This window comes from Pseudomonas costantinii, from assembly GCF_001870435.1.
GTDB classification, from domain to species: Bacteria; Pseudomonadota; Gammaproteobacteria; order Pseudomonadales; family Pseudomonadaceae; genus Aquipseudomonas; species Aquipseudomonas costantinii.
The window spans coordinates 1-26,086 of sequence record NZ_MDDR01000038.1; the positions used below are offsets into that span (position 1 = coordinate 1).

A 26,086-nucleotide genomic window follows, 5' to 3' on the forward strand; every position below is an offset into this window, starting at 1 on the left:
GCGCCTGAGATCAAGATCACAAGCAGATCAAAAGCAGAGCACGGCGGCCTGAAAGCCGACCTGAGTGGTGTGGATCAAAAGCCAGATCAACAGCAGTGGGTGTTTTCCTGATGTATGGAGATTAAAAATGTGGAAGCGGGCTTTCTTGCTCCCACATGTTTTATCGCTTTTGATCTACACCACTCAGGTCGGCTTTCAGGCCGCCGTGCTGTTGATCTTGATCTTAGGCGCCCCATTAACCACGCTGGCCGCAAGTAGGCACGGTGGAGCGGGTAAACCGGCAAGGATGCCGGTTTAGCCGCGCTGGGCCAGGGATGGCCCATCGCGGCGATCCGCGCAGCCGTGCCGGAGTGCGGGCACACCGAGCCACAGCGAGGTGCCGAGTGGTGGGGCAAGAGCCCTTTGGTTACTTTTGGGGCTCTTTTCCAAAAGTGACCCGCTGTAAAAGCGGAACCCATATTAGCCGTTACGCAAATAACGGATATGCCCCCCCCAGAAACAACAGAGCCGCCCGAAGGCGGCTCTGTCAAACCAATCAATTTACTGATTAGCCAGCTTATGTTCCAGGTAGTGAATATTCACACCACCCTCACAGAAGCCCTCGTCACGAACCAGATCCCGATGCAGCGGGATGTTGGTCTTGATGCCATCCACCACAATCTCATCCAGGGCATTACGCATGCGGGCCATGGCCTCATCGCGCGTCGCGCCCCAGGTGATCAGCTTGCCGATCAACGAGTCATAGTTGGACGGAACCTTGTAGCCGCTGTACAGGTGCGAATCGACGCGAACGCCGTTGCCGCCCGGAGCATGGAAATGCTTGACCAGGCCTGGACTCGGGATAAAGGTTTTCGGGTCTTCGGCGTTGATCCGGCACTCCAGGGAGTGGCCGTGGATCTTCACGTCGTCCTGGGTGAAGGACAACACGTTGCCGGCGGCGATGCTCAGCATCTCCTTGACGATGTCGATACCGGTAACCATCTCCGAAACCGGGTGCTCTACCTGCACACGAGTGTTCATCTCGATGAAGTAGAAACGGCCGTTCTCGTAGAGGAACTCGAAAGTACCCGCGCCACGGTAGTTGATGTCGATGCATGCCTTGACGCAACGCGCCAACACTTCGGCGCGGGCAGTTTCATCCAGGCCCGGTGCCGGTGCTTCTTCAAGAACCTTCTGGTGACGACGTTGCAGCGAGCAATCGCGGTCGCCCAGGTGGATGGCGTGGCCTTGTCCGTCGGACAGTACTTGAACTTCCACGTGACGTGGGTTGGTCAGGTACTTCTCCAGGTAGACCATCGGGTTGCCGAACCAGGCGCCAGCTTCCGAACGCGTCTGCTTGGCAGCTTCGATCAGGTCTTCTTCCTTGTGCACCACGCGCATGCCGCGACCACCACCGCCACCGGCGGCCTTGATGATCACCGGGTAACCGACTTCGCGACCAATGCGCAGAGCGGTTTCCTCGTCTTCAGGCAACGGGCCGTCGGAGCCGGGAACGGTTGGCACGCCGGCTGCGATCATGGCGTCCTTGGCCGATACCTTGTCGCCCATCAGGCGAATGGTCTCGGCTTTCGGGCCGATAAAGGCAAAACCGGATTTTTCCACCTGTTCGGCGAAATCGGCGTTTTCCGCGAGGAAGCCGTAGCCTGGGTGGATGCCATCAGCGCCGGTCACTTCAGCGGCCGCGATGATGTTCGAGACTTTCAGGTACGAGTTCGAGGCCAATGGCGGGCCGATGCAGATGCTTTCGTCCGCCAGTTTCACGTGCATCAATTCGGTATCAGCCGTCGAGTAAACAGCGACGGTCTTGATGCCCTCTTCCTTACAGGCGCGCAGGATACGCAGCGCAATCTCGCCGCGGTTGGCGATCAGGACTTTTTGCAGTTTCTTCGCAGGTTTCAACATCGAAGGCGCTCCGCGGTTCAAACGATGGTGAACAGCGGCTGGTCGTACTCAACCGGCTGACCGTTTTCTACCAGGATGGATTCGATGACGCCGGCTTTTTCGGCCGTGATGTGGTTCATCATTTTCATCGCTTCAACGATGCAGATGGTGTCGCCCACTTTCACGGTCTTGCCGACTTCAACGAAGGCTGGCGAGGTCGGTGCCGGAGTGCGGTAGAAGGTACCGACCATTGGCGACTTGACCACGAAACCGTTCAGTACTGGTGCGGCTGGCGCAGCAGGTGCGGCAGCGGCAGCAGGTGCAGCGGCCGGAGCAGCAGCGGCTGGCGCTGGTGCTTGCATTTGTGGTGCGTAGAACTGTTGGGCCGGAGTCTTGCTGTGACGGCTGATCCGTACGGACTCTTCGCCTTCCTTGATTTCCAGCTCGTCGATACCGGATTCTTCCAGCAGTTCGATCAGTTTCTTAACTTTACGGATATCCATGAATCATCAACTCCCAAGGGTCGGTCAGGGGCGCTTGGCCGGTTGTTCAATGTGTTCCAGGGCGGCCTCCAGGGCCAGTCGGTAACCGCTGGCGCCAAGGCCGCAGATCACGCCTACCGCTACGTCGGAGAAGTAGGAGTGATGGCGGAAAGCTTCGCGTTTGTGCACGTTCGATAAATGCACTTCGATGAATGGGATGCTCACCGCCAGCAGCGCGTCACGTAATGCAACACTCGTGTGTGTAAAAGCGGCGGGATTGATCAGGATAAAGTCCACGCCTTCGTTGCGCGCGGCATGGATGCGATCAATCAATTCGTACTCGGCATTGCTTTGCAGGTAGAGCAAATGGTGGCCGGCAACACGGGCCCTTTGTTCCAGATCAAGGTTGATCTGATCCAGGGTCACTGCCCCGTAGACGCCCGGTTCGCGGGTGCCGAGCAGGTTCAGGTTGGGTCCGTGAAGAACCAGTAAGGTCGCCATCGGCTGTTCCTTGTTATTGATGTGAGTACGGCAGAACTCGGCGACTATGCCGCAAAGCCTTTGTGACTGTCCAGTTCTATGCAGTAGGCGGCACGATTAGCGAGGATTGCGCAAAATTTGTGACTGCGGCTCAGAATTCGGTCATTGGTAATACCTGGCGCAAATTCTTTGTAGGAGCTGGCTTGCCAGCGATAGCAGTGGGTCTATGCCAGATTTATATCCTGATAGACCGACATCGCCGGCAAGCCGGCTCCTACAGCGGGTGGTGTTCAGACGCGGAATGCCTGCACGGCAGTGTTGAGTTGCCCGCCCAACACCAGCAAGTGTTCACCCTGACTGCGTCCTTGCCCAATCCGCAGCAAGTTATCCTCACCTAACTGATGAATTCGCTCACTGTTATCGCGAATCTCACTGACGGCGCCACTCTGTTGCGCCGTCACATCGGCGATGCGCACGGCGGTGTCGGAAATGGTCTGGATCGCCCCGACGATTTCGTCCAATGCGCCGTCGGCTGCCTGGGCCTGCTGGGCGGTGGCTTCGGCGTGTTCGACCTGGGCGCGCATGCCCTCCACCGATTGGTGGGCGGCGGTCTGCAGGCTGGCGATCAGGCTCTGGATTTCGGCGGTGGCACCGGCGGTGCGCTGGGCCAGGGAGCGGACTTCATCGGCGACCACGGCAAAGCCGCGTCCGGCTTCACCCGCACGCGCGGCTTCGATGGCCGCGTTGAGCGCCAGCAGGTTGGTCTGGTCGGCAATCGAGCGAATCACCGTCAGCACGCCGCCGATGGTGGCGGACTCTTCGGCGAGTTTCTCGATCATCTGCGCATTTTGTTGCACTTCACCCACCAAGGCATGCAGCCCGGTCAGGCTCAGGCCGATCACCCGCTGGCCCTGTTGCACCGCTTGGCCCGCGCTGCGACTGGCACCCGCGGCCTGGCTCGCATCACCGGCCACTTGCTGGATCGTCGCTTCCAGTTCGCCCAGCGAATCACGAATCTGCGCGGTGTCCCCAGCCTGGCGTTCGGCGCCGTCATGTAGGCCGCTGCTCAGTTCGGCGAGGGCGCGACTGCTGCCGGCCACTTCTTCGGCATTGCCGCGAATGGTGCCCACCAGGTCCACCAGATAAGCGCGCAAGCGGTTTAGGGAGGCCTCGATATCGTGCAGTTCGCGGTTGGTCTTGCCGAGTGCGATCGGTTGGCTGAAGTCGCCTTCGGCCCAGGTCGACAAGGCCGGTGCCAGGTTGGTCAGTACGCGCGCCAGGCGCCGTTGCAAGGTGTCGATCAACAGTGCAATCAGCAGAATCAACCCGATCATCACGCCTTGCATCAGGCGCACTTCGCCCTGGATCTTGCCGTGTTGCGCACGCACCACCGGCTCCAGGCCAGCGATGGCTTGTTGCACGGCGGCGATCTTCAAATGGGTGCCGGCACCCAGTGCGGTGCGTTGCTGGATCTGCTCGCGAGTGCGCTTGAGTTCGGCGGGGTAGCGGGTCAGCAGGCTGTTGAGTTCGCGCTTGAGGTCGACGCCGGTGTCCTGGGCTTCGGCTTTTTCGCTGTTTTCCAAGCCCATCATGGCGGAAAAATCATCGGTGCTGGATTCGGCGCTCGCCTTTACGCCAAGCAATGGCAACTGCGCCAACAGATCGGCCTGGGTGCGAATACTGGCGATCTCACGCTCTACGTCATCCGCCAATTCTGCGCGCCCGCTGCTCACCAGCTTGTCGCGGGCGAGGGAGAGCTTGCCCAGGTGTTGGGATGCAGCCAGCAGTGGTGGCAGATAGCGTGCGGCCTCGGGTGAATTGACGCCCATGGCGTATTGGCCCAGTTGCTCCAGGTTCGCGCCCAACTCGCGCTCTGCCTGCAGCAGCAACGCTTGCGGGTCGCCAGCCAGTTTGCCGGCGGCCAGCAGATCGGTCTTGCTGAACGTATCCAGGTCTACCAGGCTGGGGCGCAGGTTTTGCGCCAGGTCGGCGGGCAGTTCATCCAGGTGCTGTAAGAGGTTTTCCAGGCTCTGGCTGGCGCTGCTCAAGCGCAAGGCATCGCCGCTGGCCAGGTAGTCGTCGATATTGCGCGCGGCCTGATTCTGAAAGGTCTGGGACAGGCCCAAGTAGCGTTCCATCAACAAATAAGGTCGTTCCAGCGCCCGTTGCGACCACCAGAGCGTCGCCCCAAGTGCCAGGCACACGGCCACCAGAAGAAGGGTATTGAGATTGGTCAGCAGCTTCAGGCGCATGCGTGGTTTCAACCGACAGCAAAAGTAAGTGCCTGAAGTTATTGCGTTTTCATTACAGCGTTATGACGGAATCAGTGGATTCCGGTGAAAAGGTGGCACTTTGCTTTGACGTGCGTGCGGTGTGTACGCGGTTACGACCAGCATCCTTGGCGCGGTACAGCGCCTCGTCTGCCTGGGCGGCCATCATCAAGCTGTCGGAACCGTCGCACAGCTCCACCAGCCCGGCGCTGAAGGTGCACCACAAATCCTGGGGCTGGGCCGGGTAGTGGATTTCGGCAAAGCGCTCGCGAATTTCATCCAGCACTTTGCAGGCCGATTCCAGGTCGGTGTCGGGCATCACGATGGCGAACTCTTCACCGCCGTAGCGCCCGATAAAGTCGGTTTTGCGCAAACGCTGCTTGAGAAACAGCGCCAGGCTTTTGATCACGCGGTCGCCCATCGGGTGGCCGTGGCTGTCATTGACCCGCTTGAAGTGGTCGATATCGAGCATGGCAAAGCTCAACGGCTTGCTCTCACGGCGAGCACGGAAGCTGCAGTCTTCGAGCAATTGCAGGATATGGGTGTGGTTGTACAGCCCGGTCAGGCTGTCGCGCACCATTCGCGCTTTCAAGTTTCGCGCACGCGCTGCGCGGTTGCGCACGGTGGTGATCAGGTGGCGCGGTTTGATCGGCTTGGTGAGGAAGTCGTCGCCGCCTTCGCTCATGGCGTCCAGCTGTTTATCCAGGTCGTCTTCGGCCGACAGATAGATGATCGGCACGCTGACATAGCGGTCGTTGTGGCGAATCACTTTGGCCAGTTCGGTACCGGTACAGGCTGGCATATACATGTCGAGGATGATCAGGTCGGGCTGGAAGTCCGCCAGCTCGGCCATGGCCTGGATCGGTTCGATCAAGGTGCGGGTGACGATGCCGGCGCTATTAAGCAGCCGCTCGGTGTGTAGCGCCTGGGCGCGTGAGTCATCGATGATCAGTACTTTATAGGGTTCGTATTGCGCGACGCAGGTCAGCACTTCGATCTTTTCCAGCAGGCTCGAGGCTTCCAGCGTGCCGGTCAGAAATTCCTGACCGCCTGCGCGGACGGCGGCCAGGCGGGTCGGGGTGTCGGTTTCATGCAGGCTGAAAAACAGCAGCGGTAGCTTTTGCTCCAGGCCTTCCTGGGCTTCGGCGGCGAGTGTCAGGCCCAGGCCTGCGCCGCAGAAGTCTACATCCATCACAATCGCCGACGGCAGGCGCTCGGCCATGGACGAACGAAAGGCCGCCACGCTGTCCAGGGACTGGGCGCTCATGCCAAAGAATTCCAGCTGCTTGGCCAGGCGTTCGGCGCGGTCGTGATCGGCCAGCATTACGTAGATCGGCTTGCGCATGGGTGGCAGGAACGTTTGTTCCAGATGGTCGCCTTGACGCAGGCCGGTGCGGGACAGGCGCTGCATCAAGCGATTGAGTTCAGTGATTAACTGGCTGCTCAGGCGACCGCGATTTTCGTCTACTGCCTTCAGGGATTCGCCAATATGTCGCGCCAACTGGCCGTGTTCCGGTTGTTCGAAGCGCTCGGCAAAGCGCAGCAGGCGCAGGTTAGCCTCGCTGAGTTCGGAAAAATCCACGTTCGACCATTCGCTGCGTTGCAGGCGTTGCCAGATCTCAAGAATTTGACGTGCCTGATGAATTACCCGCTGGGCAAAATGGTGCTTGAGACGCTCACGGCTGGGGTCTTCTGGCTCGGTCATATCCTGACTACTAGTTAGGGTGCATGCTGAGGTCGACTGATGGCTCTATGCTAGCACCTCTTTTCTGTTACATGAGTGTCATACGTCAATTAAGTACGAGTCTCTGTTATTCAGTTTTTGACCTTATGGTCGCGCCGCGTAAAAAACGTGCATTCTTTATAGTCGAAGCTCTCTATATTTAAAGCTCGCACGCGCTACTTTGCTTAAAAGCCCCGCGCCGATGGGCACGATGGGGTAGGGTTGTGGTCGGAGTGCTTGAACGCACCCGGACAAATGACGTGCATGAACTCAAGTGATTGAAAGGATATCGCCATGCTGGACTGGAAAAATCGCGCAGGCAGTGCCAAAGGCCCCGCCCCTGAGCCCAAACCTACCAACCGCAGCTACTTTCGCAACTTGCTGATGAGCAAGGCTTTGCTCAGCGTGCTGGCCCTGTACCTGTTGGTCACTGGAGCCCTGGGTTGGTATTGGAGCGAAGAGCCGGCGTTGTTCCCGGTCCAGCAAAATGCCCAGCTTGCCGCCGAGAAGGAAGGCAAGCAGATGGTGCTTGGCTTCACCACCGTCGAAACCCTCAAAACCGTAGCCGGTACCTTGCTGAACAAGCCCGGTGGCTATATTTCCAACGACCGTTTTCCGCCAGGCCTGTGGATGGACAACATGCCGAGTTGGGAGTACGGCGTACTGGTGCAGGTGCGTGACCTGACCCGTGCCCTGCGTAAAGATTTCGCTCGCTCCCAATCGCAGTCGGCTGAAGACGCCGATTTGGCCAAGGCCGAACCACGTTTCAACTTCGACAATAAGAGCTGGATACTGCCGTCCAGTGAGTCGGAGTACCAGGAAGGCATCAATTCCCTGAGCCGCTATGAAGCGCGCCTGTCTGACCCGAATCAACGCGGTGCACTGTTCTATGCGCGTGCCGACAACCTGAACAATTGGCTGGGCGATGTCGCCACTCGACTGGGTTCATTGTCGCAACGCCTGTCGGCCAGTGTTGGCCGGGTCAAGCTGAACACGGCGCTGAAGACTGAAACCCTAGCGCCGGGTGAAGTGCCGCAGCTTGATGAAGAAGTGGTGGAAACCCCATGGATGCAGATCGACAACGTGTTCTACGAGGCTCGTGGCCAGGCTTGGGCCTTGTCCCACCTGCTGCGCGCCATCGAAGTCGATTTTGCCGACGTGTTGGCCAAGAAAAACGCTACCGTCAGCGTGCGCCAGATCATTCGTGAGCTGGAGGCCTCGCAGGAGACCGTTTGGAGTCCTATGATTCTTAACGGCAGTGGCTTTGGCATCCTCGCCAACCACTCTCTGGTCATGGCCAACTATATTTCCCGGGCAAACGCTGCAGTGATCGACTTGCGTCAGCTCCTCAATCAGGGTTGATGATGGACGCTACTCAAAAGGAGGCCGCGCACCGCGCTGCCTCCGATTCTGAACTGATCTGCTGGGTCGACGAGAGAGACAACCTGCTCGGCGAGCTTGTCAGGTCCGACCTTCGCCAGCGCGGCCTGATCGGCCGTTGCACCTTTATCTTCCTGTTCAATTCGGCGGGTTTGTTGTGTGTGCATCGACGCACCCTGAGCAAAGCCCTGTATCCGGGCTTCTGGGATACGGCGGCGGGCGGGATGGTGGCGGCGGGTGAACCCTATGCCTTATCAGCGGCCCGGGAGCTGGAAGAAGAACTGGGCGTCGCCGGTGTGGAATTGACCGAACACGACCATTTTTTCTTTGAAGATGGCGACAGCCGGTTGTGGTGCAAGTCCTACTCCGCGATCTGGGATGGCCCGCTGCGTTTGCAGCCCGAAGAAGTCATGGAAGCGCGATTTTTACCCATCGATGTTGTCCTGCAGGAGGCCGAACAAAAGCCTTACTGCCCGGACGCTCAAGAGGGCTTGCGGCGCTATCTGGCCTCGCGTCGCTAAAGTTGCATAAATTGGCGCCATTTGGCTCTTAGCAAGTCGGCTTTTTGCCGTTACACTGCGCGACTTTTCACCCGAACCACCTTTGCGGTTCGGTAGCGCTGCCCCTGCCTGAGTGGGGCTTCGCGGTCGGTGGTCCCTCTTCTTTTACGAAAGCCGGGCGCCGATCAGTCTTTGTCCTCCCAAGAGGATTGCCGGTGGCCAAAAAAGCCGCATCCTTCGCCGCCCTTGGTGGCTTGGTATTTTCCACCGACGCAGGTCGACACTGCCCGGACTGTCGTCAGCCCGTGGACGCGTGCACCTGCAAACAGACCCTGATCCCTGAAGGCGACGGTATTGCCCGCGTGCGACGCGAGAGCAAAGGCCGTGGCGGCAAGACGGTGACCACCATCACCGGCGTGCCGCTGGCCGAAGATGCCTTGAAAGAGTTGGCCACTACGCTGAAGAAGCGCTGTGGCACCGGTGGCGCGTTGAAAGACGGGGTCATCGAGATTCAGGGTGATCACGTCGAGTTGCTGTTGGCCGAGCTGATCAAGCTCGGGTACAAGGCCAAGAAGTCCGGCGGCTGAGAGCCTCTTCCCGACCTGTGTCTAAACTCTGTCCTGCGAGTGGGGTCTACCCCTCTCACAGGCAAATCGTCATTTTCATTTTTTAGACTGCGCCAGCCCGACAGCGGGCCGGTGTACTTCGACTTCATATATAGGGGACTTCGATGTCCGTACGACGCACACGCAAAGACGATGGCAGCCAATGGACAGTTGCGGACAGCCGCAGTGTTTACGGGATTCGCCATTGGGGGGCCGGGTATTTCGCGATCAATGATGCCGGTCGCGTTGAAGTCCGTCCGAACGGCCCGAACAGCACGCCCGTCGACCTGTACGAGCAAGTCGACGAGCTGCGCAAAAGCGGTTTGTCCTTGCCGCTGCTGGTGCGTTTTCCCGACATCCTGCAAGACCGCGTACGCCAGCTGACCGGTGCCTTCGACTCCAACATCGAACGCCTGGAATACCAGAGCCAGTACACCGCGCTGTACCCGATCAAGGTGAACCAGCAGGAAGCGGTGATCGAGAACATCATCGCCACCCAGAACGTCTCCATCGGCCTTGAAGCCGGCTCCAAGCCTGAGCTGCTGGCCGTGCTGGCCCTGGCGCCGAAGGGCGGTACCATCGTCTGCAACGGCTACAAAGACCGTGAGTTCATCCGCCTGGCGCTGATGGGCCAGAAGCTCGGCCACAATGTGTTTATCGTGATCGAGAAAGAATCCGAAGTCGGCCTGGTGATCGAAGAGGCCGCCAGCCTCAAGGTCAAGCCTCAGGTCGGCCTGCGCGTGCGTTTGTCGTCCCTGGCCTCGAGCAAGTGGGCGGACACCGGTGGCGAGAAGTCCAAGTTCGGTTTGTCGGCGGCGCAGCTGCTGTCGGTGGTTGAGCGCTTCCGCGCTGCGGGCCTGGACCAGGGCATTCGCCTGCTGCACTTCCACATGGGCTCGCAGATCGCCAACCTGGCCGACTACCAGCACGGGTTCAAGGAGGCTATTCGTTACTACGGCGAACTGCGCAACCTCGGCCTGCCGGTGGACCACATCGACGTTGGCGGCGGCCTGGGCGTGGACTACGACGGTACTCACTCGCGTAACGCCAGCTCGATCAACTACGACATGGACGACTATGCCGGTGTAGTTGTGGGCATGCTCAAGGAATTCTGCGATGCGCAGAGCTTGCCGCACCCGCATATTTTCTCCGAGAGTGGCCGCTCCCTGACCGCCCACCACGCCATGCTGGTGGTGCAAGTCACTGACGTCGAGAAACACAACGACGAAATTCCAGAGATTGAAAACAAGGAAAACCTGCCGGAAACCGTGCAATGGCTGGTGGACCTGTTGGGCCCGACCGACATTGAAATGGTCACCGAAACCTACTGGCGTGCCACCCACTATATGAGTGACGTGGCTACCCAGTATGCCGACGGCAAACTGACTCTGGCGGAGAAAGCCCTGGCTGAGCAGTGCTACTTCGCCGTATGTCGTCGCCTGCACAACTCGTTGAAAGCCCGCCAGCGCTCGCACCGCCAAGTGCTGGACGAACTCAACGATAAGCTGGCCGACAAGTACATCTGCAACTTCTCGGTGTTCCAGAGCCTGCCGGACACCTGGGCGATCGGCCAGGTCCTGCCGATTCTGCCGCTGCACCGCCTCGACGAAGAGCCGTTGCGCCGTGCGGTATTGCAGGATTTGACCTGTGACTCCGACGGCAAGATCAAGCAATACGTCGACGAGCAGAGCATCGAGACCAGCCTGCCGGTGCACGCTTTGAACGAAGGCGAAGACTACTTGCTTGGCATCTTCCTGGTGGGCGCTTACCAGGAAATCCTCGGGGACATGCACAACCTGTTCGGTGACACCGACTCGGTGAACATCTACCAGCGTGAAGACGGCTCGGTCTACAGCGCCGGTATCGAGACTCACGACACCATCGAAGACATGCTGCGCTACGTGCACTTGTCGCCGGAGGAGTTGATGACGCACTACCGTGACAAGTGTGCGAGCGCGAAGATCTCCACATCGGAGCGCACCCAGTTCCTCGACGCATTGCGCTTGGGGCTGACCCGTTCTTCGTACCTGTCGTCATAAGTGAAGTGACCCGTTCTAGTGTGGGAGTCGGGCTTGCCCGCCCCCACATTTAGACCTTCGTTTGGCAGTACCTTCTTTGTGGGGTCTGAACGATGTCGAGCAAACTGCTGCAAGCGTTCACCCTGGCGATCGCCGCACTTCTCGCGGCTTGCTCCCCGATCAAAGTGCTTAACGCACTGACTCCCTCCAGCACCTTCACCAAAACATCGGCCATTGCTTATGGCGATGATCCCCGCCAAAAACTCGATATCTACCGCCCCGTCACAGCTCTGCCTGACGCCCCCGTGGTGGTGTTTTTCTACGGCGGCAGTTGGAACTACGGCTCTAAAGATGACTACGGTTTTGTCGGCGAAGCCTTGGCCTCGCGCGGCATCGTGGTGGTGATCGCCGATTACCGGCTTTATCCACAAGTGCGTTACCCCGCTTTTCTTCAGGACGGTGCGAAAGCCGTGGCCTGGGCCCATCGGCACATCGCCGAGTACGGCGCCGACCCCACGCAGATGTATGTGATGGGCCACAGCTCCGGGGCCTATAACGCGTCGATGCTGGCGCTGGACGCGCGCTGGCTGAGCGAGGTGGGTTTGTCGCCTTCGGTGTTCAAGGGCTGGATCGGCCTGGCTGGGCCGTATGACTTCTTGCCGATTGAAAACAGGGAGGTGCGGCCGGTTTTTTTCTTCCCGGATTCGCCACCTGATTCCCAACCGATCAACCACGTCAGCGCCGCAGCACCACCCACGCTGTTGATCGCCTCGACGGACGACAATCTGGTCAACCCCACACGTAATACCGGCGGGCTGGCGAACAAGTTGCGGGCAGCGGGCGTTCCGGTTGAAGCGTTTTATTTCACCCGGACTAACCACGCGACACTGGTGGCGTCTATCTCAAGGCCGCTGCGTTGGTTGGCCCCGGTGCTGGATCGGGTGACGGCCTTTATCCAAGCCACTGATCTTGCCGATTCAAGCGCCAGGCAATCGCCCATAAAGTGAGGCTGCGCAGGGCCATGAACAGCAGGAAGCTTATCCACAGGCCGTGGTTGCCCATACCCTGTAATACCCAGGCAAACGGCAGTGTCAGCAACACCGTCAACAGCATGCCGTTGCGCATTTCCCGGGCGCGGGTGGCGCCGATAAACAGGCCGTCCAGTAGATAACTCCACACAGCTATCAACGGCAGCACGGCCAAGTAAGGCAGGTAGAGGTCGGCGGTTTCGCGCACGCTGGGAATATCGGTTTGCATGGCGATAAACAAGTGCCCGGCGAAGGTGAACAGCAGGGCGAAACCCACACTGGCGATCAGCGACCAGCCGCCTGCTACCACCAGCGAGCGGCGCAAGGATTGGCGGTCGTGGGCACCGATGGCGTGGCCGCACAAGGCTTCGACTGCGTGGGCCAGACCGTCCAGGGCGTGGGCGGTCAGCAACAGACCGTTGAGCAACAATGCATTGGCGGCTACGGTCGCATCGCCCAGTCGCGCGCCTTGTACCGTGATCATGAAAAATACCGATTGCAGCGCCAGGCTGCGGATAAAGATGTCACGGTTCACCGCCAGCAGCGGGCGCCAGCTCTCCCACAATTTCAACGCCGCCCAGGCGATATGCCCGGGGTAGGCGCGCAGGGCTTTTTGCGTCAGGGCCAGGCCGAGCAGGGCGCCGGTCCATTCGGCGACAACGGAAGCTCTTGCCGAACCGACGACTCCCCAGTCCAGGCCGAGTACGAACCACAGGTTCAGGGCGATGTTGACCAGGTTGGTGGTCAGCAGAATCGCCAGTGGCGCGCGGGCGTTTTGTGTACCAAGGAACCAGCCGACCAAGGCATAGCTGGCCAATGCGGCGGGCAGGCCGAACAACCGGGTGTGGAAAAAATCGCGGGTCAGTTGATTCAACTCGGGAGAGGGTTGCATCCATTCAAGGGCCAGTTGGCTCAGGGGGATACCCACCGTCCCCAAAAGCATTGCCAGGCCCAGGGCGAGCAGCAGGCCTTGCAGCAGGATTTGCCGGAGTGCTGCGCCGTCATTGCGCCCGGCTGCCTGGGCGGCGAAACCGGTGGAGCCCATGCGTAAGAAGCCCATGGCCCAGGCGAGGAATGTGTAGAGGCTGGCTCCGACGGCCACGGCGCCCAATTGATGGGCGTGGGGGAGGTGGCCGATGACCATGCTGTCGACCAGCGCTACCAGCGGCACCGAGATGTTCGACAGAATCATCGGCGCAGCCAGGGCCCAGACGCGACGATGGGTGGGGCGGTGGCGCCAGTCGGTGAGTAAGGTGGGCATGCAGGCTCCTTGGGGGAGCGGTAGTGTAACTGGGAGCGTTTGAGAGCCGCCCCGCAATCTGAAATTTAATGCACGATCCAGCTCAGCAACCACAACCCCAGCATCAACCAGATAATCCCCGCGATAATCGACGCTCGCATAAACGCGCGCACTGCCGAGTACAGCAGCATCAGGCCGAGGATCAGGGTGATGATGCTGATTATCGATGTGTCCATGCCCAGGGACTTGGAAAGCCCGTCGACAAAGTCGCCGCCGGCATGTGACAGCGTGTTAAACAGCCCGCTGAACAACTCGACGATAAAGTGGATGATCTGGCCGATTTTGAGACCCAGCCATCCGAAAAAGTCTGTTTGCATGTATGTGTCCTGATGAAAGGGTGGGCGTAGCTGCCGGACCTGAGACTTTGGTCGTTATTGGCTCGCGCGAGTTCCCTTCTAGCATAGAGGTTTATGGCGTGCAGGGATTCACTTGCCTTCGCCGATCATCCCCCCGAAGCTATACACCTTCAGGAGCCCCCGCATGAACCTTGAACACCTCACCGAACGCCTGCACCGCATCCGCGATACCAATGACTGGAAGCAGTTTCACAGCCCGAAAAACCTGGCCATGGCCGCCAGTGTGGAAATGTCTGAGCTGGTGGAAATCTTCCAATGGCTGACCGAAGACCAGTCGCGCCAGTTACCTGCCGACAAACTCGCGCATGCTGGGCAGGAAGTCGGCGATATCGTGTTGTACCTGCTGTTGCTGTGCAGTGAGTTGGGCCTGGACATGAACGAGGTGGTACGCGCCAAGTTGGCCGACAGCGAGCGGCGGTTTGCCCATGAGTGATCGTCATTTCGACCAACTGGCCACGCGCTTCGCCGAGAAAATCTACGGTGGCGCCAAAGGTGCAATTCGCTTGGCGGTGCTGCAGGCCGACCTGACCGAAGCGCTGCCGGATCGCCCGCTGCGTGTGCTGGATATCGGCGCGGGCCTGGGGCATATGTCGTTATGGCTGGCCGAGCGTGGTCATCAAGTGACCCTGGCCGAACCCGCCGAGCCGATGCTCGAAGGTGCGCGTCAGCGTTTTGCCGAGGCGGGGCAGACCGCAACCTTTATCCACGCACCCTGGCAAGACCTGCTCGGCCAACTCACCGAGCCCTACGACCTGGTGCTGTGCCACGCCGTGCTGGAATGGCTGGCTGAACCCCACGCAATCCTGCCGGTGTTGCACCAACTCACGGTGCCCGGCGGCTGGTTGTCCTTGGCGTTCTACAACCGCGATGCGCTGATTTACCGCAATTTGCTTAAAGGGCACTTTCGCAAAATGCGCAAGAACGACATGGCCGGCGAAAAGCAGAGCCTTACACCGCAACAACCGCTCGACCCACGCGAGCTGGCGGCGCAACTAGAAGGGCTTTGGCAGGTCGAAAGCCAAAGTGGCGTACGGGTGTTCCACGACTATATGCCGGTGGAATTCCAGGCCCGCGCCGATTTACAGGATCTGTTGGAGATGGAACTTGCTCACCGTCGTCACCCAAGCTTTGCCGGACTTGGGCGTTATTTGCACTGGATCTGCCGTCCGGTTTAAGCGGCCCAGTTTGCGGAGGTCGAAATGCGTCGTCTCTGTTTGATCCTGTTGTCTTTGGGTTTGGGGGCTTGTTCTACCCCTAATCCTTACGTGGCCGCCTCGGCTCCCATGCCGCCGGCTCCGCCCCAAGCGGCCACTACCTTTGATGCCAGCGCCTATCCGGCGCCAGTACGTGACTACGGCGCCTACCGTAATTGGGGCTGGCTCAACGGCCAACTGCCGGCGGGTTCGGCCTGGGCCGACTCGGCACAGATTGCCGAGGCGGTCAGCGGTGCGCTTGACCAGCGTGGCCTGCGCCCGCTGCATGACAACCGCGCCCCGGACCTTCTGGTCAGCGCCGATGTGCGTCTGGAGAAGCGCCTCAAACAAGTCCAGGACGACTACGGCTACGGATATGGTGGTTACAACCGCTACGGCAACGGCTATGGCATGTACAACTCGGTGCCGGTGGTGCGTACCTACGAGGTGACGGTGGCGGTGGTGCGGGTCAATTTGTTTGATGCCCGCAATGGCCAGCCGGTCTGGAGCACCAGTGCTGAAACCGCCAGCCAAGGCAGCCTCAGCGAGCGCGCCGATGCCTTGCGCGAAGCCGTGCAAAAGGCAATGACGGCCTATCCGCCCAGTTAACAGCTATTCTCATCTAAAGCGCCGGTCGCTTCTTGGAGAACAATCATGTTTCGTCGTATCGCTACGCTCGCTTTTGTAGTGTTGCTGGGCGGTTGCCAGACCAGTCAGGTCAACCACGACTTTGACGCCAGCCGCGATTTCGGCGCCTATCGCAGTTGGGCCTGGAAAGACCCGGCCCTGCAATACCGCCCGGATGATCCACGGATCAAGAGTGATCTCACCGAGCAACGCATCCGCCAAGCCGTTGGCGAACAACTCGATCAACGCGGGCTGCGTCCTGCCGCAGCGGGTACCAAGGCCGACCTGAATGTGCAGACCTACCTGATCGTCGAAGACCGCCAACAGCAAGTCACTACGAACTACGGTGGCGCCTGGGGTGGCCCATGGAATGGCTATTGGGGCGCGCCGATGTACAACGAAACGCGCAACATTACCTACAAAGTGGCGACCATCCAGATCGACCTGCTCGACGGCAAGGACGGCAAGCTGGTATGGCGCGGCAGTGACGAGCAGATGATGAGCAGCACGCCGAATCCGCAGGATCGCAGCACTGCCATCCGCGCCACCGTCACCCAAATCCTTTCCAACTATCCACCCCATTAACAGCGCCACCTAACCCCGTAGGAGCTGTCGAGTGCAAGCGAGGCTGCGATGGGATCGCCTCGGCCTACCTGCCAGCCCGAGTCGTCTGCATCGCAGCCTCGCTTGCGCTCGACAGTGTCTACGTTAGTTTGGGGCGTCCTCAAGTTTTCTGTCAGTCGCCTTCATGGCGACGCCCCAGCCCTTGTCTACACTCATCTACACCTCAGGAGCGTAAGCGCCGAACAGTTCGCCGGCACAGGAGTGCTCGATGTCTCCCCGATTTCACAACAAGCAGCAAGGTGTCATTGGCCTGATGGCAGCCGGCGTGTTGTCATTGGTCTTGATCTGCACATTGTTGGTGGTCGACAGCGGCCGCTTGTACCTGCAAAAACGCGAGTTGCAAGGGGTGGCGGACACGGCGGCACTGGAGGCGGTCAGCCGCAGTGGAACGTGCCTGGCGGGCTTGAGTGCGGCGACTTACGCGGCGCAGAGTGTGGCGCGCAATAATTTTGTGGTGGGTAACGGAAATACCCTGGTGACCAGTTGCGGCACCGTGACCACCGGTGCCTCGGGTTTTCGCACGTTCAGTGCAAACCCGGCAGTGTCGTCGGCGATTCAAGTGGTGGTTACGCAAACCGTCACCACCAGCGTGGCCGGTGGGATTTGGGCAATGGTTTCCGGCGCAACGGTCAGTCTCAACACCGTGTTGACGGCGACAGCGGTGGCGGCGACGCCCGCGCCAACCCTGGCCCAGTTGACCATCAACAGCACCCTGGTCAGCATCGACACTGGCAGTTCCAGTCTGTTGAACCCGCTGTTCGGCGGATTGCTCGGCGGCAACGTCAACCTGACGGTCGCCGGCTGGAATGGTTTGCTCAATACCAACATCAACCTGCTCAGTTACCTCAACCAACTGGCGATCAACCTGAACGTGGCCGCCGGTAACTACACCCAACTGCTCAGTACCAACGTCACCGCCACGCAGTTGATCCAGGCTGCGATCACGGTGCTGACCGCCAACGGTGCAACAGCCGATGTGTTGACTGCGTTGGGCAGCCTGCAAGTCGCCGCGATCAATCAGGCGCCGCTGACGCTGGGGCAGATCCTGCAATTGCAGACAGGCACCACTGCTGCGGCGCTGAATGCCAACCTGCAGGTGTTTCAACTGATCCAGGGCGTGGTGCAACTGTCCAACAGCCAGAGCGCGGTGGCGGCGACCTTGCCTGTGAACCTGCTGGGGCTGGCGAATATCACGACCCAGGTCAAGGTGATCGAGCCGCCGCAACTGTCGGCGATCGGTAACCCGGCGCTGGCGGTGGCCAACCCGCTGGGGCCGAACAAGATTTACGTGCGTACCGCCCAGGTGCGCACCGAGGTGACGGTCAGCTTGCCGGTGCTGAGTAGTTTGTCGGGGTTGACCACGGCGGTGAATAACCTAGTGGGGCCACTGACGCCGGTGGTTAACGGCTTGCTGAGTTTGAACCTGGTTACCACGCTGAACTCGGCGTTGTGCCTGCTGGGGGCTGGCTGCCAGCAATTGGATTTGCTGGTGTTGCCGGGCAACCTGTCGCTCAATATCGTGCTGGATGCCGGGGGCGCCAGCAGTTATGTCACCGCTTACAGCTGCCCAACCGGCAATGCAGGTACTAAGAGTCTGACGGCTTACACCACCACCTCGTTGGCGTCACTGAATGTGGGGACCATCACCAATGCATTTTCCACCACGCAGCCGATGACGGTGGCGCCTTTGGCGTTGATTGATATTGGCACCAAGACCTGCCATGAAATCCTCGGTATTGGCTCCTGTGATACCCGCGTGCCATTCGCCGGTGGGGGGATTGGAATCATGGTGCAAAGCCCGATCGCTGGGAGTAACCAAACCCTGGTGTTTTCCAGTAGCACACCGTTTGCCACACCGCCTAACGTCGGTCTTACACCCACCTACCAGGCCGCCGCACCAGCCACTAACGTGGTCAGCAGCCTTTCCACCACGCTTAATGGCGTAGGCATCACGGCTTATCAGCCGGTGGGGAGCAATCCGTTGGGCAGCCTGGTGGCGAACACGGTGTCGTTGCTCAGCGGCGTTAGCGCCGTCGTGGCGTCGGTGGTGGATAACCTGCTGGGCCCACTGCTGAACCCGATTCTCAACAACCTGCTGAACATGCTGGGCATCAGCCTGGCGAATGTGAACGTCGGTGCCAACCTGACCTGCGGCCAGACCGGCGGAGCCTACCTGGTGATTTAAGCGTCGGTGGCCCTTGGCAGTTCCACGCAAAACCGTGCGCCGTGCTCGCCGTTGCTGACGCTGAGGCGCCCGCCCATGTTTTCTACGATGCCGTAGCTCACCGACAAGCCTAAGCCCGTGCCCACGCCAATCGGCTTGGTGGTGAAGAACGGCTCGAAGATCCGCTCCAGTAACCGTGGGTCGATGCCGCCGCCGTTGTCTTCGACCCAGATGCGCACGTGACGGCTGTCGTGCTCGGTGTGCAAGGCGATCCACGGGCGCAGCTCGGGGTTTTTTTCACGCTGGCTCAGCAGGGCATCGCGGGCGTTGACCATCAGGTTGATCAGCACTTGCTCAAGCTGGTCGACGTAGCCTTTGACCTGCACCGGAATCTCTACCTGGGTCAGGCGCACATCCACACCTTTGCCGCGCAGACCTTCGCTGAGCAACGACAGCGTGCCCTCGACCGACTGCGCCGGGTCGAAGGGCTGCTGTTCGACTTCCGAGCGGCGGCCGAACACGCGCATGTGGTCTACCACCCGCGCCGCACGTTGTACCTGTGCGTCGATGCGCTGGAGTTTCTCGGTGAGGTAATCGATTTGCACATCGCCATTGCTCAGGCGCTTGAGCACATTGACGATGGCCATGCGCATCACGTTCAGTGGCTGGTTGATCTCATGGGCCAGGCCCGTGGCCATTTCGCCGAGGGTGGCCATTTTCGCGCTTTGGGTCAGTTGCTGCTGGGAGCGACGCACTTCGGTGTTGTCGCGGCCCACGGCCTGCACTTCCACCAAAACGCCTTGCTCATCAAATACACCACGGTCAGACCACACCCACCAGGCATGTTCGCGCCCGGGCAGTTGCAGGCTGATTTCGGCGGTGCTGACGGGAAACTCCGGCGTCAGTTGCTGTATGCGCAGCACAAATGCCTCGCGCTGCTCAGCCGACAACCAGTTCCCCAGGTTTATTCCCCGCAACTGTGCAGGCAGGCATTCCAGGTAGTTGGCCAGTGGCGTATTGCCGAAGGTCAAGGTCAGGTCGGGGCGGTAGCGGCAGATCATCGCCGGGGAGTCTTCAACAAGGATTCGGTAGCGCTCTTCGCTGTCCTTGACCTGTTGCGCTGCCAGTGTCGCCTCGGTGACATCCAGCCACAGGCCGACCGCTTCCACCGGCACGCCGAGGTCGTCGCGCAACAGCTTGGCTTCGTCGAGCAGCCAGTGGTAGTCGCCTTGTTTATCCTGCACACGGTAACGACTGCGCGCACTGCCTTCGCGCAGCAGTTGGCGGGTGCGTTGGAAGTACAGGTCGCGGTCGTCGGGATGCACCCATTGCACCAGACTGTCGTGGGTACATTCGGCGAGGGTGCGGCCCAGCAGTGGCAGCAGGCTGTCACTGAAAAACACCGGCTGCAGGGCGCCGTTCACATAGCGCTGCACGTAGATCACCGCCGGTGAGCTGGCGATCACGTTGTCCAGGCGCGCATGGGCGGCGGCGGCTTCCAGCTGTTGGTTCTTGATGTCGCTGATATCGAGCATGAAGCCGATGCAACGGCGCCGTTCGCCCGCGCCCAGCACTTGGCCCTGCACGCGATACCAGATAGGCGCCTGGGCGCTGTCGTCTCGGTTGAGGCGCACGCTGGCGAGCAAGGGTTTGCCCAGGGTCTGCAAATCGCGCAGGCGGCTGTGCAGTTCCTGGCGGTCGGCAGGGTGGATCAGGTTCAGCCAGGTGTCCAGCGCTTGCCGGGTGGGGCCTTCTTCCTGGTCCAGGTTGCGCATCAACTGGGGAGCGAGTTGGATTTCACCGCTGGCGGGCAGTAACTCCCACCAGCCGGTACCGAGCAAACCTTGCAGGGCTTCCAGGCGCTCAAGTTGTTGGTGGTGGCGTTGTTCACGCAGGCGGCTGAGCAGCGGTGCCGCGAGGGCGGCGGCGAGGTTCAGCCAGTCACGGTCGCGGGTGTGCGGTTGGCCACTGTAAGCGCCGCACAACAACCACGCAGCAATGCCTTGGCCATCGCGATAGGGCACAAGGAAACCATCGGCATTACCGAATATGCTGTGCAAACGTGGGTGCTCACCACGCCCATACGGCGCTTGCAGGCTCAACGGGGTGGTGCCGTCGAGGCTGTCCAGGCAAGTGCCGAGGCGCTGCCCGGTGTGCCAGAACAGCGGCGCGTCATGGTTGGCGTACTGGCTGTAGATCAGCCAGCCCTGGTCCTCTTGGTCGAGCAACGCGAGGGCCACACAGGGGATGCGCCAGCGCTGCGCCACGCTGCACAGTTGTTCGTTGAACACCTCGGGCAGTCGGGTGAGGCTGCACACGCGCAGTTGCTCACTCACCAAACTGGTCAATTGATGATTCTGTTCGCGTTGCTCGGCGAGTTGCCTGCCGCCAAGCAAATCGCCGATATCCACTGCATGCAACAACCACCCGTTGCCGTGCGCTTCAACCGTGCCTCGGGTGTGCAGGACTTGCCCGGCGGTGCCCTGGAAATCCAGGTCGAGGCTGTGGCGCTGCCAATCGGCTGGAACGCCTTCAACCGCCAGGGCGCTATGCGCGCACAGCAGGTCTTGCAGGCGCGGCGACGTAGCGTACTGCGCCAGTTGTGGGCGCAGCGTGCCGCTGATGTCGAGCACATGGCCTTGAGCGTCCAACTGCACGTGCAACCCGGCGCAAGAGAGCGCCGGTGTGTCGATGGCCAGCGCGCTGGCGCGGCCGAGCAGGCGACCGAAGAGTTTGTCCCCCGAAGTCAAAACTGCAGGCTCGACTGGGCCTGCAGCGTCACCGGCAATTGCGGCACGCTGCCAATGCCGGGCAAGACAATAAATGGCATCACGTTCTGGAGATTGGTCGATGGGTAGTTGATTTGCACCAATAACAAGCCGTTGACGAAGGTGGTGCTGATTTGGCTCGAGTTGAAATTGAACGCGGGTGGAATCCACCCCAAGCGACTGGCGACCGCCGTATTGGCGGCGTTCACCACCGCGGCATTGTAGCCCTGCATGGTGGGGTCCAGCCCTACGCTCACGCGCACGGCTTCGGCGGTCGCCTGGTTGAACGACTGCATTAACAGCAACGGCAGGCTATAGCTGACCATCCCGTAGAATACGGCGAAAAAAATCACGAACACGCCAATGAACTCGATCGCTGCCGTGCCTTTTTGCTTTCTGGGGAGGCTTGTTTTCATCACCGCGTCTACCCTGACGGCTATTACTTGATATCAGCATAGAATCATTCAGCGAAAAGGGATGTTTTTTACGTGATCCAGTGCGTGGTGGTGGTGGTGTGGTTGGTGGTGTGTGCGGTTCAGGACGTTCGGCAGCGACTGCTCGCCAATCGTCTGACGCTGGGCGCAGCCCTGTTGGCGTTGATCTATCTGCTTTGGACGGGGACCACTTGGCTCGGTGCGTCCGTAGGTGAGGGAGTGTTGGCGTTTATTTTGGCGCTGCTGTTGACCTTGCCGGGCTATGCCCTGGGCCGCCTGGGTGCCGGAGACGTGAAGCTGCTCGTGGCCTTGGCCTTGGCATCGAATGCCCAGTACCTGCTGTGGTCGTTTATAGGGGCTGCGGTAGCCAATTTACTGTGGATCTTACTGGCGCCAAAGCTGTGGCCGTTTATGAGTCCGGGGGTTAAAGCCTGCTTGGGCTACCTGGCACCGCAAGCGTCAAAAAAGCTGCCTTTTGCCCCTTTTTTGCTGGCGGGCTTTGCCGCTGCCTGGTTTTGGATCCATTAGTCGTCATATCGGACTAACGCTATGTACATAGTAGGAAAGTAGGTCTACGTTTAATAAATAGGTGTGTAGGAATATTCGTCGTTAGGGATGGGTCAATCTTTTGGCTGTCCAGGCATGGAGTAGCGCGTGAACAAGCTAGCCTCTGCGGTAAAAGTGCTCGTAGTCGACGATCAGCCGCTGATCGTGGAAGAACTCTGTGAATTTCTTGAAAGCAGCGGTTTCCGCTGTGTCCCGTGTGAATCCAGCCAGCAGGCCTTGAAGCGTTTCAGTGAAGACGATGGTATCGGCCTGGTGCTGTGCGACTTGCATATGCCGGACATGGACGGCATCGAATTGGTCAAGGCCCTGCAAAAGGTCGCCGGAAAACAGCGGGTCTTTGAAGCGATCATGCTGACCGGTCGCGCCGACAAGCAGGATGTGATCAAGGCCCTGCGCGCCGGGATCGCGGACTACTACCAGAAACCGATCAATCTCGAAGAATTGCTGGAAGGTTTGCAGCGCCAGGAAGCCGCGTTGGAAGAGCGCAAAAAGGATCTGCAACTGGGGCACTTGAACCAGAAGCTGCAGTTCCTTTCCGAGTCCATCAACGATCTGTACCAGGACCTCGACAAAGTGCGCCGCAGCCCGCCAGGTCTGGAGGGTGAAGACGTGTCGGCCGAAGACGCCGGGCCGGTGGAAATTCCGGCAATCTTCAACCAGTTGTCACCGCGCCAATTGGATGTCGCCCGACTGGTTGGGAAAGGGCAGACCAACTATCAAATTGCCTGCGAACTGGGCATCACTGAAAACACGGTGAAGTTGTACGTGTCCCAGGTGTTGCGTCTGACGCATATGCACAACCGCACCCAGTTGGCGCTGGCACTTTCGCCTAACAATTCGGCGATGCGCCAACGCGTAACGGCCCACTAAGCGGTGAGTAAAATCCAGCGGCAGCTAATTGCTGCCGCTTTTAGCCTGCCCCCCCACCTTCTGCTCAAAATACTCCGGAATCGGGTGCTTGAAGCTTTCCAGCAAGCGTTGGGACGTCAGGTCGCGCTCGGCGGCGGAGGCCTTCTGTGGTGTTGTTGACGCGACTTTTCCGCTGGACTGCAACGTCAGCCAGCTCTCGGTGACGGCCTGTTGCGGGGACGAGGGGCCGGGTTCAATGGCCATGACGCTCAGGGGCAATGCCAGCACTGCCAGGCTGGCGAGATAAGTCACTTTCATCATCAATTCCTCGGGTTGCTGGATGCATCGCTGACCGTGGCGATCTGGTCTTTGGCCTTGGCGACGGGTGCGCTTGAGCCCTTGAGTTTTTCGGCCCTGGCCTGGGCGTCGGTGACTTGTTCGGGGCTCAGGTTCATTTGGCTGACCAGTTGCGCGGCCTGCTTCCAGTCGTCCTGGTAGATCAGCAGTGTCACCAGATTGATCGCCGCCAGCGGGTCGCTCTGCTTGAGTTCCATAGCCGTGATGAATTCAAAACGGGCGTCTTCCAGGCGCAGTTGGTTGAGGTACACCACGCCCAAGTCATTGCGGATTTTCTCGTCAGTGGGGGCCAGCCGTGCGGCGCGCTGCAAGTGAGCCATGGCTTGCCCATTGTTGCCCTTGGCCGAGTCCAATTGCCCCAGGCCGTGTTCACCTTCGGCGGCCATGCAGGTGCCGAGCAGGCTGCGGTACAACGGCTCGGCCTCACTGCGGCCGAGTAATCGATACGCCTTGGCTTGGCGCAGGCGGACCTGAGGCAGGTTGGCCGGCAAGTTCTGCAGATTGGCCAGGCTGGCGTGCAGCTTGCCGTCGTTGGCCATTTCATCGGCCAGGTTCAGCGACAATTCCTGGTCGGAGCCGGGCTTGGGGCAACTGCCGGTGGCCGTCAGGGCGCCCCACGGGCTTTGGCCATTAGTGGCGCAACCGCCAAGCAGCAACAGGCTCAAACCGGCTATCAACGCTTTCATCGGGCGCTCCTCATAAGTTACTCAACGCCCGGGTGATGCCGATAAACGCCGGCCCCCCGAGCACGATCAGCAAGGCGGGAAACAAAAACACCATCATCACCACCGACATCTTCGCCGACATCTTGGACACGAATTCCTGTATCCGGGTCAGGCGCCGGTCATCGAGCAATTGCTTGAGCGCCAGCAACGATTTCATCGCGCCGCCGCCTTGGTGAACCAGTTGCTGGAGAATGACGCAGGTGTCGGTGAACTCATCCACGGCCAGCAGCTTGGCGGTCTTGCCCAGCTCTTCGCTCAGTTCCAGGCCGGAGTCGACCCGTGCCAGGACCAGGCGCAGTTCATGGGTCAGGGCCGGCAGCAAGCGCTGCGCTTCAATACTGAGCACGCGTAGCGCTTGTTCGACCGCCATGCCGGCCTCGAACAAGATACGTAGCAGCGGAATGAAGGTTGATACTTCGCGCGAGATGCGTTGTTGCCGGGCTTTGGCTGCGCGGGCCAGGATGCGCTTGGGCAGCAGGTAGCCGACCCCCAGGGCGATCAAGGGCGCAAGCCACGGCGAGGCAACTTTGGGAAACAGCAACTCCTGGGCCACCAAGACAATGCCCAACAGCACCAGCGGCGTGCCGATCTGGCAGGCCGCGAACATGGCACGCTGGCTGGATTTGCGCCAGCCGATCCGGTTGAGCAGTATTTGGGTTTCGTTGTCCAGACTGACTGAGCGTTGCGCGATCGGGCTGTTACCCAATTGCCGCATCACGCTGCCGAAGGTGTTTTCACGACCCATCCGGCCCTGCAAGCGCTGGGCAACCAGGCGTTGGCCGCGCCGGTGTTTCATCAAGTTGGCAAGCAGCAGCGCCAGGGCTGCCAGGAACATCACGGCGCTGATCAGCAGCGAAATAGCCATTTCATACGCTCCTCAACATGCGCCACAAGGTGAGGCCGCCCAGCATCTGCATGCCCAGGGCCACGAATAACAGGATGCGGCCGGTGCCGTCGTTCCACATGGTCATCAGGTACGCGGGGTTGACCGCCAGGAAATAGCCGATCATCGAGATGGGCAGGGCGCAGAGTACATAGGCGGTCACACGGGTCTCACCGGTCAAGGCGCGTAGCTGGCGAGCGGCTTGCTCGCGCTCGCGGATCATCTTGATCAGGTTCTCCAACAATTCGCTGGCATTGCCGCCATAGCGGTGGTTGACCTTCAAGCCCAGCGCGAACAGGCGGAACTCGTCGCGCTCATAGAATTCGGCGAAATCGTGGACAGATTCCGGCAGGCTGACGCCCAACTGTACGTTGCGCTGAATACGGCCCATGGCGCGTTGCAGTGGGTCCTCGGCAACCTCGATGCCGCCCAGCACCGCGTCGGCCAGGGTGCGCCCGGCCTTGAGGCTGCGCACCGTGTGGTCGAGCAATTGCGGCAACTGTTCGATCATTCGCGTGATTAGCCGTTGGTAGCGCCAGGCGATGTACAGGCGCAGCAGCAGAGGCGGCAATACCAACATCACCAATAGGCCGATCCAACTGGCAACCATCAATCCCAGCACGGCGCCCAGGGCCCATGCTGCTAGCCAAAGCCCCAGGCTGTCGGTGGGTTTGCCCAAGCCTGCGCGTAGGAACATGCGTTCTACACCGCTCCATCGGCTGGCCTCTTCGGCATACTGCGGCTGACCTTCGGCGAGACGGCTCAAGACGCGTTCGGTCTGCGCACGGCGCAGGCCGTTTTGAAACGATCGAATCGACAGTCCGATCAGGATCAGGCAGATGAGTAGCAGGATGGCCCCGGTCATGGTTGTG

Annotated in this window: 25 protein-coding genes; 12 read left to right on the forward strand and 13 right to left on the reverse strand. The window is 60.1% G+C overall.

Translation table 11 applies throughout. The annotated features are described in order from the left end of the window. Positions 1–540: 540 nt before the first annotated feature. The 5 genes from accC to BFL40_RS23455 all read right to left on the reverse strand — a co-directional run bounded on the left by accC (position 541) and on the right by BFL40_RS23455 (position 6,818). Positions 541–1,902 carry an acetyl-CoA carboxylase biotin carboxylase subunit gene (gene accC / locus BFL40_RS23435; protein WP_071486162.1) on the reverse strand — a complete coding sequence of 454 codons (1,362 nt, stop codon included), beginning with the start codon at positions 1,900–1,902 and terminating at the stop codon, positions 541–543. A gap of 17 nt (positions 1,903–1,919) precedes the next feature. Continuing rightward, positions 1,920–2,384: an acetyl-CoA carboxylase biotin carboxyl carrier protein gene (gene accB / locus BFL40_RS23440; protein ID WP_029297651.1), complete on the reverse strand. Its 465-nt coding sequence runs from the start codon at positions 2,382–2,384 to the stop codon at positions 1,920–1,922. 24 nt (positions 2,385–2,408) lie between these two features. After that, a complete protein-coding gene (gene aroQ / locus BFL40_RS23445) occupies positions 2,409–2,864 on the reverse strand; it encodes a type II 3-dehydroquinate dehydratase (RefSeq protein ID WP_071486163.1) in 456 nt (151 codons plus the stop codon). Between the two features lie 269 nt (positions 2,865–3,133). Next, a complete protein-coding gene (locus BFL40_RS23450) occupies positions 3,134–5,095 on the reverse strand; it encodes a methyl-accepting chemotaxis protein (protein WP_071486164.1) in 1,962 nt (653 codons plus the stop codon). Positions 5,096–5,147: 52 nt separating this feature from the next. After that, positions 5,148–6,818, reverse strand: coding sequence for a response regulator (locus BFL40_RS23455; RefSeq protein ID WP_071486165.1), 1,671 nt, complete (start codon positions 6,816–6,818; stop codon positions 5,148–5,150). A gap of 312 nt (positions 6,819–7,130) precedes the next feature. Here BFL40_RS23455 and BFL40_RS23460 point away from each other — a divergent pair, with 312 nt between their 5' ends. The 5 genes from BFL40_RS23460 to BFL40_RS23480 all read left to right on the forward strand — a co-directional run bounded on the left by BFL40_RS23460 (position 7,131) and on the right by BFL40_RS23480 (position 12,346). Continuing rightward, on the forward strand, positions 7,131–8,198 hold the full coding sequence (locus tag BFL40_RS23460; protein WP_071486166.1) for a DUF2333 family protein: 1,068 nt from the start codon (positions 7,131–7,133) through the stop codon (positions 8,196–8,198). 2 nt (positions 8,199–8,200) lie between these two features. After that, on the forward strand, positions 8,201–8,737 hold the full coding sequence (locus tag BFL40_RS23465; protein WP_071486167.1) for an NUDIX hydrolase: 537 nt from the start codon (positions 8,201–8,203) through the stop codon (positions 8,735–8,737). Between the two features lie 194 nt (positions 8,738–8,931). Beyond that, positions 8,932–9,303, forward strand: a complete 372-nt coding sequence (locus BFL40_RS23470) for a translation initiation factor Sui1 (RefSeq protein ID WP_017849660.1) — start codon at positions 8,932–8,934, stop codon at positions 9,301–9,303. A gap of 143 nt (positions 9,304–9,446) precedes the next feature. Further along, a complete protein-coding gene (speA, locus tag BFL40_RS23475) occupies positions 9,447–11,360 on the forward strand; it encodes an arginine decarboxylase (RefSeq protein ID WP_071486168.1) in 1,914 nt (637 codons plus the stop codon). Between the two features lie 92 nt (positions 11,361–11,452). Beyond that, positions 11,453–12,346: an alpha/beta hydrolase gene (locus BFL40_RS23480; protein ID WP_071486169.1), complete on the forward strand. Its 894-nt coding sequence runs from the start codon at positions 11,453–11,455 to the stop codon at positions 12,344–12,346. On the opposite strand, the gene BFL40_RS23485 is transcribed toward BFL40_RS23480, so the two are convergent. Both BFL40_RS23485 and BFL40_RS23490 read right to left on the reverse strand, forming a co-directional pair. Further along, positions 12,291–13,628, reverse strand: coding sequence for an MATE family efflux transporter (locus BFL40_RS23485; protein WP_071486170.1), 1,338 nt, complete (start codon positions 13,626–13,628; stop codon positions 12,291–12,293). The genes BFL40_RS23480 and BFL40_RS23485 overlap by 56 nt on opposite strands. A 65-nt stretch (positions 13,629–13,693) precedes the next feature. Further along, entirely contained in the window at positions 13,694–13,984 is a 291-nt protein-coding gene (locus BFL40_RS23490; protein WP_071486171.1) for a hypothetical protein, read from the reverse strand. A gap of 163 nt (positions 13,985–14,147) precedes the next feature. Between BFL40_RS23490 and BFL40_RS23495 the strand changes: the two genes are divergently transcribed. The 5 genes from BFL40_RS23495 (at position 14,148) to BFL40_RS23515 (ending at position 18,652) form a co-directional block, all read left to right on the forward strand. After that, positions 14,148–14,456 (forward strand): MazG-like family protein, encoded by a 309-nt coding sequence (locus tag BFL40_RS23495; protein ID WP_071486172.1) that lies wholly within the window; start codon positions 14,148–14,150, stop codon positions 14,454–14,456. Then, positions 14,449–15,198, forward strand: a complete 750-nt coding sequence (locus BFL40_RS23500) for a methyltransferase (RefSeq protein ID WP_071486173.1) — start codon at positions 14,449–14,451, stop codon at positions 15,196–15,198. The genes BFL40_RS23495 and BFL40_RS23500 overlap by 8 nt, the downstream gene beginning before the upstream one ends. A gap of 24 nt (positions 15,199–15,222) precedes the next feature. Next, on the forward strand, positions 15,223–15,825 hold the full coding sequence (locus BFL40_RS23505; RefSeq protein ID WP_071486174.1) for a DUF4136 domain-containing protein: 603 nt from the start codon (positions 15,223–15,225) through the stop codon (positions 15,823–15,825). A gap of 45 nt (positions 15,826–15,870) precedes the next feature. Beyond that, entirely contained in the window at positions 15,871–16,428 is a 558-nt protein-coding gene (locus BFL40_RS23510) for a DUF4136 domain-containing protein (RefSeq protein WP_071486175.1), read from the forward strand. 247 nt (positions 16,429–16,675) lie between these two features. Further along, positions 16,676–18,652, forward strand: a complete 1,977-nt coding sequence (locus BFL40_RS23515) for a pilus assembly protein TadG-related protein (RefSeq protein ID WP_071486176.1) — start codon at positions 16,676–16,678, stop codon at positions 18,650–18,652. On the opposite strand, the gene BFL40_RS23520 is transcribed toward BFL40_RS23515, so the two are convergent. Further along, complete coding sequence (locus BFL40_RS23520) at positions 18,649–21,381, reverse strand: PAS domain-containing sensor histidine kinase (protein WP_071486177.1); 2,733 nt, start codon at positions 21,379–21,381, stop codon at positions 18,649–18,651. The two genes, BFL40_RS23515 and BFL40_RS23520, sit on opposite strands and share 4 nt — an antisense overlap. Beyond that, positions 21,378–21,815 carry a TadE/TadG family type IV pilus assembly protein gene (locus BFL40_RS23525; protein ID WP_071486178.1) on the reverse strand — a complete coding sequence of 146 codons (438 nt, stop codon included), beginning with the start codon at positions 21,813–21,815 and terminating at the stop codon, positions 21,378–21,380. Before BFL40_RS23525 ends, BFL40_RS23520 begins: the two co-directional genes overlap by 4 nt. A 72-nt stretch (positions 21,816–21,887) precedes the next feature. Here BFL40_RS23525 and BFL40_RS23530 point away from each other — a divergent pair, with 72 nt between their 5' ends. Together BFL40_RS23530 and BFL40_RS23535 are read left to right on the forward strand one after the other, a co-directional pair. Next, positions 21,888–22,361: a prepilin peptidase gene (locus BFL40_RS23530; protein WP_071486179.1), complete on the forward strand. Its 474-nt coding sequence runs from the start codon at positions 21,888–21,890 to the stop codon at positions 22,359–22,361. A gap of 126 nt (positions 22,362–22,487) precedes the next feature. After that, complete coding sequence (locus BFL40_RS23535; protein WP_071486180.1) at positions 22,488–23,270, forward strand: response regulator transcription factor; 783 nt, start codon at positions 22,488–22,490, stop codon at positions 23,268–23,270. A 24-nt stretch (positions 23,271–23,294) separates the two neighbouring features. Here the strand turns inward: BFL40_RS23535 and BFL40_RS23540 are convergent, their stop codons facing one another. Genes BFL40_RS23540 through BFL40_RS23555 form a run of 4 tightly spaced genes read right to left on the reverse strand, consistent with a single transcriptional unit; the run spans position 23,295 to position 26,079 of the window. Further along, positions 23,295–23,567, reverse strand: a complete 273-nt coding sequence (locus BFL40_RS23540; protein WP_071486181.1) for a DUF3613 domain-containing protein — start codon at positions 23,565–23,567, stop codon at positions 23,295–23,297. A gap of 2 nt (positions 23,568–23,569) precedes the next feature. Next, positions 23,570–24,292, reverse strand: coding sequence for a tetratricopeptide repeat protein (locus BFL40_RS23545; protein ID WP_071486182.1), 723 nt, complete (start codon positions 24,290–24,292; stop codon positions 23,570–23,572). 10 nt (positions 24,293–24,302) lie between these two features. Continuing rightward, entirely contained in the window at positions 24,303–25,196 is an 894-nt protein-coding gene (locus tag BFL40_RS23550) for a type II secretion system F family protein (RefSeq protein ID WP_071486183.1), read from the reverse strand. Position 25,197: 1 nt separating this feature from the next. Beyond that, complete coding sequence (locus BFL40_RS23555) at positions 25,198–26,079, reverse strand: type II secretion system F family protein (RefSeq protein WP_071486184.1); 882 nt, start codon at positions 26,077–26,079, stop codon at positions 25,198–25,200. Positions 26,080–26,086 lie beyond the last annotated feature (7 nt).